This window comes from Bacillus nitroreducens, from assembly GCF_964021195.1.
This window is the reverse complement of record NZ_CAXHYI020000003.1, coordinates 1,871,338-1,889,951: the sequence shown is the minus strand read 5'-3', so window position 1 is coordinate 1,889,951 and position 18,614 is coordinate 1,871,338. Positions and strand designations below refer to the sequence as shown.

Sequence of the window (18,614 nt, the reverse complement as noted above, 5' to 3'; positions counted from 1 at the left end):
TTATGTGAAAAACGATTATTATCTTGAAATTAGCATAGTTTGAGAAAAAGGTTCGTGATGCTTATCACATCAAAAAATAAATAAAGCTCACAAATGTGAGCTTATGGTTTTGGGTATTGATACTCCAATTCATCTTTATCAGGATTATAATCAACAATTAGGTTATGACCATTAAAGAACCAGACGTCATCCTCTTCAACATAAAATTCAATATCTTCGATTTTATGGCTTGTATGAATTTGAATGGGTTCATCATGTGTTGAGAATGCTAATGAATATTTTTCTTGCACGGGACTCGATCCATAGAACATCGGATAAAATCGAACAGTATCCCCATTTTTTACACTTACATCTTCTTTAAACCATTTCACAGCAGCATCGCTTATTGTCATTTCCATTATAACGTACCTCCCAATTGTCCTTCTGATATTGTACGCGAAAAATTTGGACTTTATTAGCTTAATACTACTAAAGTTTCAAGAAGAAGAGAAACGTAAAGTACTGAACTTTTTGTGAAAACGCAACAAGTGCACACAATCATGATCGACTGCGTGCACTTGTAACATTTTTTATAGTAGAACAAACAGGATGGTTGCACACACCACAATGGCTATACTCACAACTTTACCCCAAATAGGTATCTTGTTGTTCCTACTTTGATTGACCTTGTGCTCTTGCTCCTCGACTATTTTTCGATATTCGGGGCTACAGCATCCCATTTAGGCCACCCTGTTATAATTAGAAATATCTTCTTCAAGCGGTAGGTTTGCCGCACGTGCTTTCTTCGCTTGTCGGAAGAATAGAACTAGTAAGATTACAGTACCTGCAAATCCACCGTACCATGCAATATCCATAGGTAAACGGAATCCAATCTGAGCATTCAAGATATACGTAATAACCATTGTTAACATAAACGTTCCTGGAATAAGTGAAATCCAGTAGTTCTTTTTCGCAATATATAAATACATTGCCCCTACAAACAATGCGATTACTGCAGTTGCTTGGTTTGCCCAACTAAAGTATCTCCAAAGAATATTGAAATCGATTTGAGTAAGAACGACTGAGATTGCGAATAAAGGAATAGCAATCCATAAGCGACTTGAAATTTTCTTTTGAGCCATATTCAAATATTCAGCGATTATCATACGTGCACTACGGAATGCTGTATCACCAGATGTAATCGGTAATACAATAACTCCAAGTACAGCTAAAGTTCCACCAATAGCACCTAACATTAAGGTTGAAACTTCACTTACGATTGCTCCTGGTCCACCAGCTGCAAGAAGTTCTTGCAGACCACCGTACCCATCGAACAAGCTCATTGCTGCTGCTGCCCAAATCATTGCGATAATACCTTCTGCAATCATCATACCGTAGAAAATTTTACGACCTTGTTTTTCTTTTTGTGTTGTACGAGAAATAATTGGTGTTTGTGTAGCATGGAATCCAGATAAAGCACCACAAGTGATCGTAAAGAATAATAACGGGAAGATTGGCGCATTATCAGGATGGAAATTTGATAATGAAAGCTCTGGAATAGGCGCTCCCTTCACGATTAACCCAATACCAATTCCAACTGCACTAATTAAAAGGATTGCTCCAAACCATGGATAAAGGCGTCCAATAATTTTATCAACTGGTAATAGAGTAGCCAAAATATAATAAACAAATATCGCTGCAATTAGAATTCCTAAAGCTACTTTTCCATCAAGTAATAGATTTAAAAGACTAGCTGGCGTCGAAACGAAAACGGTTCCAACTAATAATAGAAGTAAAACTGCAAATGCATTAACCACGTGCTTCATAGCTTTACCTAAAAATTTGGTAGCAAGCTCTGGTAAATGTGCCCCTTTGTTGCGAATAGAAATCATTCCAGTTAAATAATCATGAACCGCACCTGCGAAAATACAGCCAACAACAATCCAAATGAATGCAACCGGTCCGTAAAGCGCTCCCATTATTGGCCCGAAAACAGGTCCAGTACCTGCAATATTCAGTAACTGAATCATGGAGTTCTTCTTTGTGCTCATTGGAATGTAGTCAACACCATCAGCATTTACATATGCGGGTGTAGGTCGTTCTTCCTTAACCCCGAATACTTTTTCAACATATTTTCCATACGTAAAGTATCCAATGACCAGCAATGCAATACTCACTAAAAATGTAATCATATCTATATCCCCCTTATCCCTTTATTAATATAAATGAATGCGTTTACATGTATTATAGTATTTTAGTAGGACAATAGGGGGTTTTAAGATTAAAAGGTCGAAATTTGACAATAACGTGTCAAATTTATGAACTATCATGCATAAAGACAATTATTAAATTTCCAGATTGGCTCTTAACGCTTTTACATAGTTTCGGCTAACCGACAGTTGTTCCTCTCTTCCTTCAATTTCTAATTGATAGGCACCATTAAACCAAGGGGTGAGGCGAGTTACATATTTTAAATTGACAAGGAAGCTTTTATGGATTCGGAAGAAACCGAATGTTTCAAGTCTACTTTCTAAATCCTTCAGCTGTATTTTAGAGTCAAACTCTCCTATTCTTGTAATAAGCTTTGTTAATTTTTCCTCTCTAACAATGTATAAAATATCGTTTGGATCGAGATAGATAATCTCACCACCCGACTCAACAGCCAACTTTCCAGTTTGTTTCCCTTTCTCTTTTTCCTCAGGAGTATGGAAATGCTTTTCGATTCGCTTTACCGTTTCCTCAAGTTGTTCCTCATCAAATGGTTTTAATAAATAGTCGATTGCATTGAAACGGAACGCTTCTACGGCAAACTCTGGGTATGCGGTAGCAAACACAATAAGTGGTGGTTTTTTTAATTCTAAGAGAGCTTTTGCAACTTCCATCCCATTAGCCTTTGGCATTTCTATATCTAAAAAAACAACATCAGGCTGTAGTTGGATTGCTTTTAATATGGCTGCCTCCCCTGAATCTGCTTCCCCCACTTTTTGAATGGATGGATATGACTCTAAAAGATGTGATAATTCATCACGACTATATAATTCATCATCTACAATTAGTGTTTTAATTTTTGTTTCCATTTATATAGCCTCCGTTAGTGGGATTGAAAATGTGATTTCCGTTCCTTTATTAACTTCGCTTTTAATGGTTAGAGCAGACTTTTCACCAAATAGCATCGTGAGTCTACGATTGACATTATATAAAGCAACACCACTGCCTTTTTCAGAACTAATTGGAGTAAGCCCGATTTTCATAGCACGATCCGCACTCATTCCCATCCCATTATCCGAGATACTCACAAAAACAGAGTCCGCCATTTTTTGAATCGAAATCAACACTTGAAATTCGCCGTCCTGATTCTTCATCCCATGCTTGATGGCATTTTCAACAATTGGTTGTAGCGTTAGAGGAGGAATATGCTGATACAGTGCAGCTTCTTCTACGTTATAAAATACCTTTAATTTATCAACAAATCTAGTTTCTTCAATTTCTAAATAAGCTCTAACCTGTTTTAACTCTTGTTCCAGTGTCGTGACACTTTGTGTCGTCACTGATAGATTTTGGCGTAAGAAATGTGATAATGATACAAGTAGTTTTCTTGCTTTCGCTGGATCTCTTCTGACTAACGAAAGAATCGTATTTAGTGTATTAAACAGAAAATGTGGACTGATTTGAGCTTGTAGTACTTTGATTTCGGCATCCTTTGCAAGTTGAAATGCTTTATCTGCTTCCGCGATTTCAAGTTGATTACTTAAAAGAGAACTCAACCCTGAAATAAGTTCTGTGACAACAGGCGTAATTTCTTTCTCAGAGCGAAAGTAGAATTTTAACGTCCCGATTATTTCGTCTCTACGTTTTAGAGGAGCAATAACAGCTGCACCAAGTGGACAATTCTCATCTCGACATTGAATTAGCTTCTTGTTTGCGATTATAACTTTTCCATTTTGGATGACTTCCTGTGTGATTTGCGTTTGGATGGGCATTTGGGATCGATGATGATCATCACCAAGACCAACATGTGCTAAAATTTCATTTGTGTTTGTCATCGACACAGCTGTTGCTTGGATTTCATCTTGAATAATATGGCAGACTGCTTCAGCTGTTTGGCGATTCAAACCGTTCCGTAAATAAGCAAGTGTTTTATCAGCAATTCGAAGTGTTTTTTGGGCTTGAACAGCACCCACTCGTTCTCCTTCATTAATTACACTATTAATAATCATCATAAAAACGACACAGCCAAGGCCATTTGCAACGATCATGGGTATCCCAATGATTTCGACCAAGGCCCACGCTCTTTCAAAAGGGCGTGAGAAAAGTAAGATAATGAGCATTTGTAACGCCTCCGCCGAGGCTGCAATGATAAAAGCAGTGCTCAATTTGACATGCTTATTTTTCTTATAAAAGTAACCAGAAATAAAGCCTGCAATAATGGAAGCAAATCCACAGGAAAAGGCCGTAAATCCACCTAACGTAAAACGGTGTATACCCGCGATAAGGCCCGCACCTAATCCCACTCTGTAGCCACCGAGTAAACCAGCTAGTACAACACCTATCACTCTTGAGTTTGCTATCGCCTCTTCATTGGCTAAAACAGCAACCCACTTATCGAATTGAAGGCTTTCAGTGTTAAGACTTAACCCAGTGTACGTACCAATAATTCCAAAAAAACCAAAAAAGACAATCGCAACAAGCTTCTGCCAACGGTTCAATTCATCCTGATAGATCATTCCTCTAAAAAACTTCAACCTCGTCAATATAAAAGCGATTGCAACAATAATCCCTAATCGCTCAAGCATCGTGATTAGAAGTACGAACATAGGCATGCTCCTTTTGGGGTCAAAAGAATAATCTCCATTTCCCCAGTTAATAGGGATTTTAGGAACACTATATCTGTTCCTTTGTCCCTATTGTATCAAGACTTTTGTGATACTGGGAAGTATTTTTGATGGGGGTTGAAGATTAGTTATCTCTATAAATCTTCCACTAAAACATATACAGCCTTTACTGGTCCATGTACCCCAACCACAAGGTTCATCTCAATATCAGCTGAGTTACTCGGTCCTGTAATGAAGTTAATGGCAGAAGGAATCTGCTCTCCGCCTATAACTTTTTCACGAATGATCTTTGCTGCTTGTGTCATCCTTGGGACAATTGTACTTTTTGGGACAATAACAATCGAGTGAGTTGGCAAGAAGCTGATTGTTCTTCCACGAGTAGGTCCGCTATATAACACAACGGTGCCAGACTCGGCTAAGGTAATTTCACTAATCGTAATTCCAATATTAGCTTGCTCAGCTTTTACAATATTGTCTTTTCCTAAGTGAGGGTTCCATTCAAATACCTCTTCTTGTTCAAAAGAAAGCTTTTCTCCCAATAAAGGTTGGATACCAAATTGCTCAAAGCGTTCGTCCTTCCAGGTGATAATTGGGCCATTCCCGAATTCTACTATTTTTTTCTGGAGGTCTTCTACTAGTGTTGCCTTTGTAGATATGATAAGTTCGGTATGAATTTTGGTACATTGAAGTTTTAAAACTTCAACAAGTTCATCAACAGTTGCACCTTTCAACACTTCATCCTGTGGACTATATTTCCAAACTGGTGGTTGCAAACTAGTTTTTCGTTTTCGACCAAGTTGGTTCGCAATTTGATTAAGGAAGGCATCGCGATTTTGAATCGTTCCTTTCATTACTCTTCGCCCCCTTTTTCACGATTTTTAAACCAATCTCTAAATCTCTCTTTATTTGGGGCAGGGAAGTCACGTACATCCGTCCATTCCTTTAGCATACCGACTCCTTTTGTAATTTTGTCACCATTTGAAATTGGTTTTGTAAGGGTTGGTGCTAGTTTTGAACCCATTTGATATAAAGATGGTGATGCTGCACCAAATCCAAATGCTTTCATTAATAGTTTTTCTGAAACTGGAGCACGACCTTCCCTTTCCACGATTACTTCACGATGTTTATGAATTAACTGATGAAGTGGTATCTTTACAGGACACGCGTCTGTACAAGCTCCACAAAGGGTGGAAGCATATGGTAACTCCTTATGGTCATCGTATCCATCTAGCAATGGAGTTAGCACGACCCCGATCGGTCCAGGATAGATCGATCCATAGGAATGACCACCAACATGGCGATATACAGGACAAACATTGATACATGCTGCGCAACGAATACATTGCAAAACAGATTGAAATTCAGTCCCGAGAATATCGGAACGCCCGTTATCAACGATGACTAGATGGAAGTCTTCTGGCCCATCTACTTCATCACTACCACGTGGTCCAGTAAATGTCGTAATATAGCTTGTTAATTTTTGACCTACAGCACTTCTTGTCAACATTCCAACCAATACTTCCATTTCCTCAAAGGTTGGAACCAAGCGCTCCATTCCCATCACAACAACCTGTGTTTTCGGAAGTGCAGCGACAAGATCAGCATTTCCTTCATTTGTTACGAGTGTAATAGAACCTGTTTCGGCAACCGCGAAATTACATCCCGTAATTCCCATATCCGCTTGTAAAAACTCTTGTCGTAATGATTCTCTTGCAAATAATGCAAGTTCCTCAGGTTTTTCTGAATTCTTATAATCCATTTTATTCGCGAAGACATCACGAATCTGTTCTTTATTTTTATGTAAGGCTGGTACAACGATATGCGATGGTGGATCATGATCATCCATTTGCAGGATGTATTCACCAAGATCCGTTTCAATAACGCGACATCCCACTTCCTCTAACTTTTGGTTTAAGCTTATTTCTTCAGTAACCATGGATTTTGCTTTGACGATATTTTTAACATCTTTCTTTCTAGCAAGGTCACTGATATAGGTACTTGCTTCCTCTGCTGTTTGCGCAAAGAAAACATGTCCTCCTCGATTTGAAACCTGCTCGCTTAATTGATAGAGATAATAATCAAGGTTTTCAAGGACGTGTTGCCGAATCTCTTCTCCATGATTGCGCCATTCTTCCCAATTTCCTAACTCATCAGTAACCATTTGCTTTCTTCCTTGAATGGTCTCTTGTGCTTTTGAAACCGCACCTCTCATAAAACTATTTTGAACTTCCTTTTCAACGCGAGTCTTAAATTTTTCATTACTAGTTTTTAACGCCACTTATTCTCCCCCCTTACTTTCTATAGTTTAGAACCTCAGCAATATGTAATACTTCAATTGGTTTACCAAGTCTGTTCATTCTTCCGCCTATATTCATAAGGCAACCTGCGTCAGCCCCGATGAGATAGTCCGCTTCTGTTGTTTCCACACATTGTACTTTTTCATCCACCATTTTTTCAGAGATTTGTCCCATTTTTACTGAGAATGTACCACCGAATCCACAGCAATTTTCCTTACCAGGAAGTTCTACAAATTCAACACCATCAATATTTGTTAGTAGGTTAACAGGTGGTTCCTTCACTCCAAGTAATCTAGTCATATGGCAAGATGTATGATAGGTTACTTTCCCTTTAAAAGTTGAACCAACATCCGTAATTCCTAAAACCTCAACAATAAACTGAGTTAGTTCATATGTTTTTTTTGCTAACTTAATCGCTTTTGGTTCCCAGACTGCATCGCCTTTAAAAATATCTTTGTATTCATGAAACATGTTTGCACATGATCCAGATGGACAAACAATATATTCAGCGCTTTCAAAAGTATCTATCATTTTTTTCATCGCTTTTTTCGTTTCTTCAACATATCCACTATTATAGGCAGGCTGTCCGCAGCACACTTGATTTTCTGGGAACTCCACTTCACAGCCGAGATGTTCTAATAGTTCAACGGTTGCTTTGCCAACATTTGTTTGAAACATATCAACCAAGCAGGTCGCAAATAGAGTGACTTTCATTTTGACCTTCCCCCTTTTCTCAAAATAGTTAACAGGTCATCTGATGACCTAACTATTAAAACCTATGTTACTACTTTTTCATAGGTTTAGAAAGGTTATTTTCTAGATTTTTTAAAAAATTCACCTAGCGTTTCCTCTACATTATTAAGATGTATGAGCATTGCGTTTCGTGCTGCAACTTCATCTCTCGCTACTATCGCTTCATAAATCGCTAGATGTTCATTATATAAGCGCTCGGTTGTTTTTTCCTCAGAAAATAGAGTGATTCTACGTGTTTCTTTCATTGTTTCTTGCATGAGATCTGAAACGTTTAATAATAAATTCGTTAACATTTGATTTTGGGTAGCTTCTGCAATTGCGAGATGGAACTGTAAATCAGATGCTTCACCAAGTTCTTTATTACCTACTGCTTCCTTCATCCCGTTCAGCGCTTCTTCTATTTTTTTCATATCATCAGGAGTATGTTTTTCCGCTGCTGTTGCGGCAGCACCTGTTTCGATAATTTTACGTACTTCAAGAAGATCCATAACATCTTGTTGATCCATTAACATTGCTGTTGCTAACGAAAATGTGAGATCTTCTGCTTGGAATTCCTTTACATACGTACCTTCACCTTGTCGCATTTCAATTAAGCCCATGGCTTTAAGTGCAGTTAATGCTTCACGGATTGCGGATCGTCCGACCTGAAAACTTTCTGCAAGTTGTTGTACGGATTCAAGTTTTGTTCCAGGTTTTAGCGCTCCAGAACGAATTGCATCCTGTAATGCATCGGCAACTTCTTCATAAATTTTTTTTGTTTTGATTTTTTTGTATTCCATGGTCGGTCCTCCGTAAAGATGTTTTCGATTTGATTATACTTGTATTTGATCAAAATAGAAATATGTAAAATGTAATGATGATTTTAAGAGAATCTAGACTATATAAACATAAACAAGACTATAACTTAAAATATAGCCATTTCATCGTTTAATGCTTGATTAATCTAATTCTACAATTTATCTAAATAAGATATTACCCTATCATATAAATCTTATGAAAATCATGTAGAAGTGCCAGGTATGAAAGTGTTAATATTAGAACAGAAGATTACTAATATTTTAATTTAACAAAATAATTTCAAAAATTGGTTGATTTTTCTATTTTCTGAAAATATAATATATCTTGAAGTCATCTGATGACCTTATATTATGAATATTACGAAAAAAGGGGGAAATGTAGTTAATGAGTACTGGAATGTTAGCTTTTTTATCATTATTGCCGATTATTGCAGTTGCAGTGTTCCTTGTTGGACTGAGATGGCCTGCAAGTAAGGCAATGCCTATTTCGTATCTTGTAGCAGTTGTCCTCGCACTATTAGTTTGGAAGGTGCCTGGAGCTCAAGTTGCTGCTGCCTCAATTAATGGTTTAGTTGTCGCTGGTACACTTCTCTTCATTATTTTTGGTGCAATCCTACTCCTGAACACGCTTCAGGAAAGTGGTGGATTAATGACAATTCGCCAAGGATTTACGGATATTTCGCCAGACCGCCGAATTCAAGTTATTATTATAGCTTGGCTTTTTGGTTCATTTATTGAAGGCGCTTCCGGGTTTGGTACACCAGCTGCAGTTGCAGTGCCACTTTTAGTTGGTTTGGGTTTTCCAGCTATGGCTGCGGTAATTGCTGGTATGGTGATACAAAGTACTCCAGTCTCATTTGGTGCAGTGGGTACTCCTATGCTTGTTGGTGTAGGAACTGGTTTATCAGGCAATGCGAGTCTAGCAGACAATATTGTAGAAACAGTCTCACAAATTGCAGGACAAGTAGCTATTCTGCATATGATCGCCGGTACATTAATTCCATTATTTGTAGTTGCTTTAATGACAAGATTTTTCGGAAAGAACAAATCGTTTACTGAAGGAATAAAAGTTTGGAAGTTTGCCTTATTTGCTTCTTTTGCAATGACAATTCCATATGTAATTGTTGCCAATGTGCTAGGACCTGAATTCCCTTCAATGGTTGGTGGTTTAGTTGGATTGGCAATCGTTGTAACTGCAGCTAAAAAAGGGTTCCTTATGCCGTCTAAGGAAGAAATTTGGGACTTTGAGGAAAAATCCAAATGGGATCCTGATTGGACTGGTAAAATTGAGATCAATGCGGTTGCACATAAAAGCGGGAGCATGAGTATGATGCGCGCATGGACTCCTTATGTTTTAGTTGGGGTATTTTTAGTATTAACTAGATTGAAAACGCTTCCTTTCATGGGTTGGCTACAGTCCTGGACTGTAAAGTTTGAAAATATTTTTGACTCTGGAATTACGGCTAGCTTCCAGCCTCTTTATTTACCTGGTACGATATTAATTTTGGTTTCAATTATCACCTATTTCTTACATGGAATGAATGTAAGTTCTTACAAGAAGGCTTGGGCTGATTCTGGGAAAACAACTGTGGCTGCTTCTACAGCCTTAATTTTCACAGTTCCAATGGTACAAGTTTTTATTAATACTAGTGGGGGATCTGCTGGCTATGATCAGATGCCAATTGAACTAGCAAATGGTGCAGCAGCATTAGCAGGTGAATTCTGGCCGTTCTTCGCAACATTTATTGGTGGCCTAGGTGCCTTTATTGCGGGAAGTAATACTGTAAGTAATATGATGTTCTCTTTATTCCAATATGATGTTGGCTCCCAAATTGGGGTTGATGCGACTTGGATCGTTGCACTTCAGGCTGTCGGTGGAGCAGCTGGAAACATGATATGTGTTCATAATGTTGTTGCTGCTTCAGCTGTAGTTGGCCTTGTTGGAAAAGAAGGGTCTGTCATTCGTAAAACGCTATTACCATTCTTCTATTATGCCCTTCTGGCAGGATCAGTTGGATACTCAATTGTATGGTATTCACAAAAAGGATTATTCAATATCGGATCGTATATTGCAGTCCTCATAGCAGTAGCAGCAGTATATGTTATTGCAACAAATAACAAACGCGCAAACATGACATTACCTCCGACTTCTGCAAAAATGTAAAGTCCGAACTGGCTTAGCTCTTAGCTTAGCCAGTTTTTTGGGCGCATAGAAACGCAACGCTTCATTTAGCGTTGCGTTTCATCACTCATCATTTTGTGGGATTTAAAATCCGTTTTAAGAACTGCTTGGTTCGCTCTTCCCTTGGATGTTTTAGCACTTCGTCTGGCTTTCCTTGCTCGATGACATACCCTCCATCCATAAAAAGGACCTTATCTGAAATTTCACCTGCAAATTGGATTTCGTGTGTCACTATAAGCATTGTCCAGTTTTCATGGGCCAAATCCTTCATGACCTTTAAAACTTCTCCAATGAGTTCGGGATCTAGTGCCGAAGTGGGCTCATCAAATAAGAGGAGTTCTGGTTTTAAAGCTAAAGCCCTTGCAATTCCTACCCGCTGTTGCTGTCCTCCTGAAAGTTGGTGAGGATATAAATCCATCTTATCCCCCAACCCCACCTTCTTAAGTAACTCTTCCGCTTCCCTCTTTGCTTCTGACTTTTTCCGTTTTTGAACAATCACTGGACCTTCCATTACATTTTGTAGAGCTGTTTTATGTGGAAACAGGTTATAAGATTGAAACACCATCCCTGATTTTCGACTCAACCGAAGGATTTCCTGTTTTTTTGTCATTTCTTCAAAATTAAGTGTAAATCCATCTCCAAAATTAAAGACTCCTTTGTCAGGTTGTTCAAGTCCATTAAAGCAACGGAGCATCGTTGTTTTCCCCGATCCTGAAGGCCCAATGATTGATACGACTTCCCCTTTTTTAATTTCAAGATCAATATTTTTTAATACTTCATTTCTACCAAAAGACTTCGCCAAACCCTTAACAGTTAAATACATATCCTCCCCCCTTTATCTTGCAATATGACGACTTAATTTTCTTTCTAACACTTCCTGAGCAAGTGATAAGATGAAGCAAATCACCCAATATATTAACGCTGCTTCCACATATAAGAGGAGAAAGTCATACGTCCTTGCTGCGATTTCCTGAGCCTTACGGAATAATTCGGCCACCAATACTAGAGATGCTAGTGATGTATCCTTAACCAAACTGATAAATGAATTGGATAACGGGGGAACAGAGACCCTTGCTGCTTGTGGAAGGATTATACGTCGCAAGGCTGTCCACCTTGTCATACCGATTGTAAATGCCGCTTCCCATTGGCCTTTTGGTATCGATAATATAGATGCCCGAATGATTTCTGATGCATAGGCACCCACATTTAAAATAAAGGCGATGGTTGCACTTGGGAAGGGATCAATGTTTATCCCGAGATTTGGGAGTCCATAAAAAATAATAAATAGTTGAACAAGCAATGGAGTTCCACGAATAGCCGAAACATAGATAATGGCGGGAGCCTGGATGATCCTTGACTTAGATAATCGAGACATAGCTGTAATCAATGCAAGGATAAGCCCGCCAATAAAGGATATGAGCGTGAGTGGGATTGTATATTGGATTGCTCCCGATAGCATGGAGGGCAAGGAATTAATAATTAACTCCCACCCCTCCATATTCGCAGTAATCGTAAGCAGTAGATTATTGTCTAGAAACATCTTCACCAAACCACTCTTCTGCGAGTTTTGTTAGAGTACCATCTTCTCTCATGGCTGCTAATTGTTCATTTATTGCTGCAACTAATTCATCGTTTCCTTTATTAAATGTAAAAGCCATCGCGGAAACATCATCAGACTCTGCAACGATTTTGATACTTTCGTCACCCTGAGATTTAATATAATCTAATACAGCCAATTTATCATTAGCGGTAGCTTCAGCACGCCCTTGTTTTATTAGTTCAATGGACTGCGCGAGTCCTTCTACACCAACAATCTCAGCCCCATTTTCTTTGGCAATAGCTCCGTAATTACTTGTTAAGGACTGTGCGGCTTTTCTACCCTTTAACTCTTCAAATGATGTAATATCATTATTATCTTTCGCGACTACAAGTACAGCTGAGGAATACGTATATGGCTCAGAAAAATCATAATTAGCTTTGCGCTCATCATTAATACCAACTTGATTCGCGATTAGATCAAAACGCTTTGCATTAAGTCCAGCAAACATAGAGTCCCATTGTGTTTCCATAAATTCCACTTCGAGATCCATGCGCTTAGCTACTTCTTTAATTACTTCTACATCATAGCCAGTCAATACATCTTCGTCATTGTGAAACGTAAATGGGGCATACGTTCCTTCCGTTCCAACCGTTAACACACCTTTTTCCTTTATTTCATCAAATAAAGAGCCAGTTTGTTTTGTATCTTTGTTGTTCTCATCGTTGCCAGCATTATTATCCCCATCATTTCCACCGCAACCAGCTAGAACAAAAGCACAAACAATCATGATAAAAAATAAATACATTCGTTTTTTCATAAAAATACCCCCTGTAAATGAAATATGCGTTTCTACTTAGTAGTAGATTTTACAAGTTCGCCTTTTCTCATTCACTTTCTTGAAGGGACAAAAAAAGAACTGTCGTAATGGACAGCCCTTCTTTAATTTGCTTTATTTGAGTTAATGAACATTTCGGCCGAATATTTCGAGCTCCGTTAATGCAGGAAATGGTGATTCATCCTCTGCTTTTATTAAGTCCTTAAAACGTACCCACTCTACTTTACGTTTTTCAATTTCGAAATATTGTCGAGCAAATACTTTGTCCAATGCCACAATTTCCTCAGAACCATCAGAGAACTCTAAAGTAGCTTGTGTCCAGTAGCTATCATGAGGAAAATCACAACGAAGTACGATTGCAACCTGATCAATTTCTACAATTCGACCGAATTCAATTGTAAGTGCTGCATCTTTTTGTTGATTGATCCCCCATGATTGGTATGGGTATGAACCATGATCTTCATTAGCTACCATCCCATCAATTGCATTTCGAGCAAAAAAGGTAGAATCATTTCGAGTTTCTACATTCGCTTCTGCATGTGGATACGCGCCACTTGCTTGCTTCTGATCATGTGGATTTAGTGCAAGATTTTGATATGCGTTGATTTCCTCTGATGATGCATAACGAACCCATGCATAATGCTTGTTTCCTGAGAATACCTTTGGTGAATATGCTCGACGAAGTTTCTCATCCATTGGTACTTCATACTTCCATTCTGTTCCCTTTACATAGATTAAAGATGGTGCCAAAGCATCATCTAATTGGACCATCAAATAGGATTCTGGTTTATCAATTGATACTTCAATTGAATCCCCAGCTTGATATTCTTCTAAAAATTCAAGATAGGTAAACTCTTCTCCTTCTCTTTCCTTCTTAATTATTCCACTATCGTTTTTAATAGCTAATTTAATCAATCTAATATCCCCCGTTCTTTCTTTTAAATTGAACCGTTTCTTATACAATCTCTTTCATCGTATCGTACACTAACGCTTACATCTATGTGGTTTTTTATTACCGCGTGTGTTATTTTATTTTTCAAAATAAATAAAGAGTCAGCGATCGTTTGCTGACTCCAATCTGTCCCATTTACTTATTTACCTAGTTGTAAGTTGAATATTTAAAACGTTCTCTTTCGAACCATCTTTCGCGGAATAAGCAAATAGTTCGAGTCGGGCTTCATTCTTTGCATTTGCTATTGTCTCTTTATCAATTGGAATTTCAAAATCACCCCAAGCTGGTGCACCAACTGTTTGATAGTGGTCTTCCAGAATTTTTTCTTCCCCATCAAATAACGCATAGTCAAAAACCCCTTAAAACACTTGAACTTTTCCAGTAATGATGAATTCATTTTCTGTTTCAGACACTTTTACTTCTTTGAACATTTTGTTTTCATATATTTGTCCCTCATTTAATGGTGTTCCATCATGCTCTGGACTCTGTTCATTTTCATCTTCTACATCACTTTCTTCATGTTGGTTTGTATCGCCTTCTTTATTATTTTCTTCGACTTGGTCCTCTGTTTCATTTACTAGCTCATTCTCATTAGGTTTGTCTGATTGATCATTTTGATCGCATGCAGCTAAAACGACTGTAATCAGAGATAAAATTAAAATATATAAGGTTTTTTTCATTAGGAATCTCCCCCTTAATAGATTGCTATCTAGACTATTGTGTGTATTTTTGTGGAAAAAAAAACCTAATCATGTCACCTTGGTGAATTCCTTGATATATTACCATCAATTGTATTTTAAATATTCTGAAATTAGTATAAAATTCAATTATATATAGTTCCATATATACCCATTAGTAGACTAGACAACTTTAAAAATAAAAAGGGGCAGACGATTATGTATAAAATTGAAGGAAATCATGCAAGAAGGAGGTTTAGTTTTCCTTTCAAAGATCTAAATCATAAAAATATCGCAGCTGGTACGATTGCAGCAATATTTATTATAACTGGACCATCAGCTTTAATCTTAGAAGCAGCATCAAAAGGCAACTTCACAGTGTTCGAGACAGTTTTATGGATATTCGCAGTTTATGCGTTTGGTGGGTTATTCGGAATCATTCTTCCATTATATTATCGTATACCTATTGTAGGTGGTCATACACTAACAGGTGTGGCATTTCTTGCAACTATGACGACCCAATTTACCTTTCATGAATTGATTGGTGCATATATCGTTTCAGGAATATTAATGTTACTCATCGGCTATTTAGGTTTTTTCTCAAAATTAATGAGTCTAGTACCAAGAGAAATTATTTCAGCTATGCTGGCTGGTATGATCACAAAGTATATGGTGAGTTTTATAATTTCTATTAATCATCTAGTGCTTGTTGGAGTCATTTCGTTGATCGCCTTTCTTGTTTTTAGTAAATGGAAATTAAGAATTCCACCTGTCATTGCTGCAATAGGAATTGGATTTATTGTCTTACTCCTTACCGAACCATTGATTAGCGGTAATTGGTCATCAGGTTTGTTTATACCACAGATTCAGTTACCAGATTTTAATTTAATGAGTTTTCTTTCTATTTCTATTCCACTATCTCTGCTCATTTTGAGTAATGATGTGGCTGTTGCGATTGGTGCATTAGAACAAAATCAGTATCGCACTCCTGTAAATCGGATTATTTCGCTAGGTGGGTTCTTTTCCATCGTAACGAGTTTCTTTGGAGGTCAATCAGCAAATATCGCGGGAATGGCCACCGTCATTTGTTCGGATGAAAGTGCAGGACCAAAGGAAAAAAGGTATATGGGGGCAGTTGTCACTGGTGTTCTCCTTTTATTATTTGGATTATTTGCATGGGGATTAATTCCATTTATACAGACATTACCAAAAGAGTTTATTTCAATTATTGTTGGATTTTCTCTTTTAGGGGTATTTGGAAATAGCTTGTATCAAAGTTTCTCAAATCCAACAATGAAAATTAGTGCTACATTTGCCTTTATTATTGCCTTATCCGATATTACATTATTAAGTCTCAGTGCCCCAGTATGGTCTTTATTGATTGGTGCCTTTATTGCTCGAACCATTGAATACGAACAGACAAAAAAACAAGGAGTAGAAGAACATAAAAAAAGAACTGTTAGTTGAATGTAACAGTTCTTTTTGTTTAAGTAGATTTTTTAATTAAATGTAAAAAGGACTCACCGTAATCGGTAAGTCCTTGAAAATTTCGTATTAACCACCAAGTATGTATTTGGTGGAGACGGTGGGACGTGCTCTTCCATGCTTTCGTCATGGCACTGACTATATCTTGAACCTGATAATCACAGGTCCTCCAGCGTATTATGCGTAATATATTTTGTACCTTTGCCAGGTAGGATTACGCATCCTAGTACTACCATGATTTATGGCAGCCTATAAGTCGATACACGGCTGTTAGATTACTCTACATACCGCTCGGCATTGCCTTATCGCAAGTGCGACTTAGGTTTCACCGATAAAGCTGGATTTTCACTTATGTGTTACCACATAAGGCGACTAATTACTAATCGAACCCACGTCCAAAGATATTGGCACTTAAGCATCTACGAGTGTAGTCGATATATTAGCGATTCGCTAACTTTTCAGCCTATCGACAGGCTTCCAAGCAGCTAGTCTGGTTGTTCTCTTCCTTTGTCCTCAGACGGCGAACTCCGGCGTAGCCCACTTAAAGTGAGTCCCTGACCCTACCACATGGGCGATGGAGGGAGGAACCGCTATAGACTGTTATTAAGCAGCTAAAGCGAAGTTGTTGTTTTCTTTGCCAGTTATAGGCTTTGACGTTTTTACGAGGCCGATCCCCTCGACTCGCAACTTAAGCTCAAACTACCCCTGTCGAATCCGTAGCGTCCCCATATGTTGAATGATAAGCTAATTCGCCATCCATTCAAAAGATAATGATGAACTTAATCACCAGTTATCTGGGTGTTTCGGATGAAGTGTTTTTGCTTATGTTGACTATTCAATTGTCAACTACATGTCTTATTATAGCACATCTACTTACAATTTCAATTGTAAGTTATTGTAAAATCACATCTTCTGTCTTTCACGGAATGCACGCTCAATATCACGTTTTGCTTCCTTTTTCTTGAGGTCTTCACGCTTATCGTATTTCTTTTTCCCTTTACCAAGACCTAATAGCAGCTTTGCAAATCCATTTTTTAAATAAATTTTAATCGGCACAAGTGCATATCCTTCTTCTTTTGTTAGCCCAATTAATTTGTTAATTTCTTTTCGATGAAGAAGTAGTTTACGTGCACGAAGTGGATCATGATTATATCGGTTGCCTTGTTCATAAGGGCTAATATGCATATTGTACAGGAATACCTCACCGTTATGAACACGTGCGTAAGAATCCTTTAGGTTTGCACGACCATTCCGAAGAGATTTTATTTCAGTCCCTTGAAGAACAATTCCCGCTTCATAGGTTTCTTCTATAAAATAATCATGATTTGCCTTTTTGTTTTGTGCGATTACCTTGCCTACACCTTTTGGCATATTGATTTCCCCCTTAAGACGGTACCTTTTATTTTAGCAAATATTGGACAACATCACAAGGTTTGGCATAGGTTCAAGTATATAAATGATTCAGGAAATGCTCCTAAATCAATTTTCATTCAATAGAAGCTTTATTAGCATAAAAATACATCCACGCCATAAATCCACCTCCACCAATTAGATTCCCAACGGTGACTGGGATTAGGTTATAAACAACTTCTTTAATGGTAACCGAATTCGAATGATTCATCACAAACGAAACAGCAAATGTACACATATTAGCAATGCTATGTTCATATCCAGAGATAAAAAAACAAAAGACTAATAACATCATGATAAAGATTTTCGGTCCGTCTCCCTGCATACCCATTGGAAGGAAAAAGGCGAGACATACTAGCCAATTACAAAGTATAGCCCGAACAAACAGTTGAGAAATAGGGAGTTGTGTTTTGTTTTTAGCAACTGTAAGAAGGAATTCATTCGCATATTCACCTTCAAACAACCCTGTCATAAATATCAAAATCGCAAAAAAGATGGCACCTACGATATTCCCAATATAGCTATATAGCCACATTTGGCCAACTACTTTCCATTTCATAATTTTACGTAGTGCCCCGTAAGTGTAATAAAAAGTATCTCCAGTAAATAAATCTCCCCCACCATAAGCTATTAGAATAATCGCTGCTCCAAACGTGATTGCAGCTATTGGATAAGCAGCTGGTGATTGTTGCTCAAAAAAGAAATTACCCGTGCGAAAGGCAACGATCACCCCAAACCCAATAAACATACTCGCTAATACAGCTCGTAAAAAATAAATAAACCTACTATTATTAAATGTATCTCGACGAGACAAAGCCAATTTTTCAATACTTGATAATAGTTTTGCTTCCATTCATTTTCACCCGCTAACGGAA

General features: G+C 37.8%; 17 protein-coding genes, 1 other RNA gene and 1 pseudogene. 2 read left to right on the top strand and 17 right to left on the bottom strand.

The window, feature by feature from the left end:
- Positions 1-101: 101 nt before the first annotated feature.
- The 8 genes from ACWPVE_RS12930 to ACWPVE_RS12895 form a co-directional block, all read right to left on the bottom strand.
- Entirely contained in the window at positions 102-398 is a 297-nt protein-coding gene (locus ACWPVE_RS12930; RefSeq protein WP_453993947.1) for a HesB/YadR/YfhF family protein, read from the bottom strand.
- A 321-nt stretch (positions 399-719) separates the two neighbouring features.
- Positions 720-2,171: a carbon starvation CstA family protein gene (locus ACWPVE_RS12925; RefSeq protein ID WP_453993945.1), complete on the bottom strand. Its 1,452-nt coding sequence runs from the start codon at positions 2,169-2,171 to the stop codon at positions 720-722.
- A gap of 153 nt (positions 2,172-2,324) precedes the next feature.
- Positions 2,325-3,056: a LytR/AlgR family response regulator transcription factor gene (locus ACWPVE_RS12920; protein ID WP_453993943.1), complete on the bottom strand. Its 732-nt coding sequence runs from the start codon at positions 3,054-3,056 to the stop codon at positions 2,325-2,327.
- The gene (locus tag ACWPVE_RS12915; RefSeq protein ID WP_453993941.1) at positions 3,057-4,793 is read right to left on the bottom strand and encodes a LytS/YhcK type 5TM receptor domain-containing protein; all 1,737 of its coding nucleotides are present in this window, start codon (positions 4,791-4,793) and stop codon (positions 3,057-3,059) included.
- A gap of 152 nt (positions 4,794-4,945) precedes the next feature.
- Positions 4,946-5,662 (bottom strand): LutC/YkgG family protein, encoded by a 717-nt coding sequence (locus ACWPVE_RS12910; RefSeq protein WP_453993939.1) that lies wholly within the window; start codon positions 5,660-5,662, stop codon positions 4,946-4,948.
- Positions 5,662-7,089 (bottom strand): LutB/LldF family L-lactate oxidation iron-sulfur protein, encoded by a 1,428-nt coding sequence (locus ACWPVE_RS12905; protein WP_453993937.1) that lies wholly within the window; start codon positions 7,087-7,089, stop codon positions 5,662-5,664. Before ACWPVE_RS12905 ends, ACWPVE_RS12910 begins: the two co-directional genes overlap by 1 nt.
- Before the next feature lie 13 nt (positions 7,090-7,102).
- Positions 7,103-7,822, bottom strand: coding sequence for a (Fe-S)-binding protein (locus ACWPVE_RS12900; protein WP_453993935.1), 720 nt, complete (start codon positions 7,820-7,822; stop codon positions 7,103-7,105).
- Between the two features lie 95 nt (positions 7,823-7,917).
- Positions 7,918-8,640, bottom strand: coding sequence for a FadR/GntR family transcriptional regulator (locus tag ACWPVE_RS12895; RefSeq protein ID WP_453993933.1), 723 nt, complete (start codon positions 8,638-8,640; stop codon positions 7,918-7,920).
- A gap of 403 nt (positions 8,641-9,043) precedes the next feature.
- Between ACWPVE_RS12895 and ACWPVE_RS12890 the strand changes: the two genes are divergently transcribed.
- Entirely contained in the window at positions 9,044-10,822 is a 1,779-nt protein-coding gene (locus ACWPVE_RS12890) for an L-lactate permease (protein WP_453993931.1), read from the top strand.
- Between the two features lie 88 nt (positions 10,823-10,910).
- Here the strand turns inward: ACWPVE_RS12890 and ACWPVE_RS12885 are convergent, their stop codons facing one another.
- From ACWPVE_RS12885 to ACWPVE_RS12860, 6 genes and pseudogenes are all read right to left on the bottom strand, one after another.
- The gene (locus ACWPVE_RS12885; protein ID WP_453993929.1) at positions 10,911-11,663 is read right to left on the bottom strand and encodes an amino acid ABC transporter ATP-binding protein; all 753 of its coding nucleotides are present in this window, start codon (positions 11,661-11,663) and stop codon (positions 10,911-10,913) included.
- A 12-nt stretch (positions 11,664-11,675) separates the two neighbouring features.
- Positions 11,676-12,380, bottom strand: coding sequence for an amino acid ABC transporter permease (locus ACWPVE_RS12880; protein WP_453997516.1), 705 nt, complete (start codon positions 12,378-12,380; stop codon positions 11,676-11,678).
- A complete protein-coding gene (locus ACWPVE_RS12875) occupies positions 12,364-13,197 on the bottom strand; it encodes an amino acid ABC transporter substrate-binding protein (protein WP_453993927.1) in 834 nt (277 codons plus the stop codon). Before ACWPVE_RS12875 ends, ACWPVE_RS12880 begins: the two co-directional genes overlap by 17 nt.
- Positions 13,198-13,338: 141 nt before the next feature.
- The gene (locus ACWPVE_RS12870; protein WP_453993925.1) at positions 13,339-14,130 is read right to left on the bottom strand and encodes a hypothetical protein; all 792 of its coding nucleotides are present in this window, start codon (positions 14,128-14,130) and stop codon (positions 13,339-13,341) included.
- A 180-nt stretch (positions 14,131-14,310) separates the two neighbouring features.
- A pseudogene (locus tag ACWPVE_RS12865) lies at positions 14,311-14,511 on the bottom strand (hypothetical protein); the annotation flags it as partial.
- A 15-nt stretch (positions 14,512-14,526) separates the two neighbouring features.
- Complete coding sequence (locus ACWPVE_RS12860; protein ID WP_453993923.1) at positions 14,527-14,847, bottom strand: hypothetical protein; 321 nt, start codon at positions 14,845-14,847, stop codon at positions 14,527-14,529.
- Between the two features lie 216 nt (positions 14,848-15,063).
- Here ACWPVE_RS12860 and ACWPVE_RS12855 point away from each other — a divergent pair, with 216 nt between their 5' ends.
- Complete coding sequence (locus tag ACWPVE_RS12855) at positions 15,064-16,311, top strand: benzoate/H(+) symporter BenE family transporter (RefSeq protein ID WP_453993921.1); 1,248 nt, start codon at positions 15,064-15,066, stop codon at positions 16,309-16,311.
- 398 nt (positions 16,312-16,709) lie between these two features.
- Here ACWPVE_RS12855 and ssrA read toward each other — a convergent pair.
- The 3 genes from ssrA to ACWPVE_RS12840 all read right to left on the bottom strand — a co-directional run bounded on the left by ssrA (position 16,710) and on the right by ACWPVE_RS12840 (position 18,592).
- Positions 16,710-17,048: a transfer-messenger RNA gene (gene ssrA, locus ACWPVE_RS12850) on the bottom strand.
- A gap of 184 nt (positions 17,049-17,232) precedes the next feature.
- Positions 17,233-17,700: an SsrA-binding protein SmpB gene (gene smpB / locus ACWPVE_RS12845; protein ID WP_453993919.1), complete on the bottom strand. Its 468-nt coding sequence runs from the start codon at positions 17,698-17,700 to the stop codon at positions 17,233-17,235.
- 115 nt (positions 17,701-17,815) lie between these two features.
- A complete protein-coding gene (locus ACWPVE_RS12840) occupies positions 17,816-18,592 on the bottom strand; it encodes a formate/nitrite transporter family protein (protein WP_453993917.1) in 777 nt (258 codons plus the stop codon).
- Positions 18,593-18,614 lie beyond the last annotated feature (22 nt).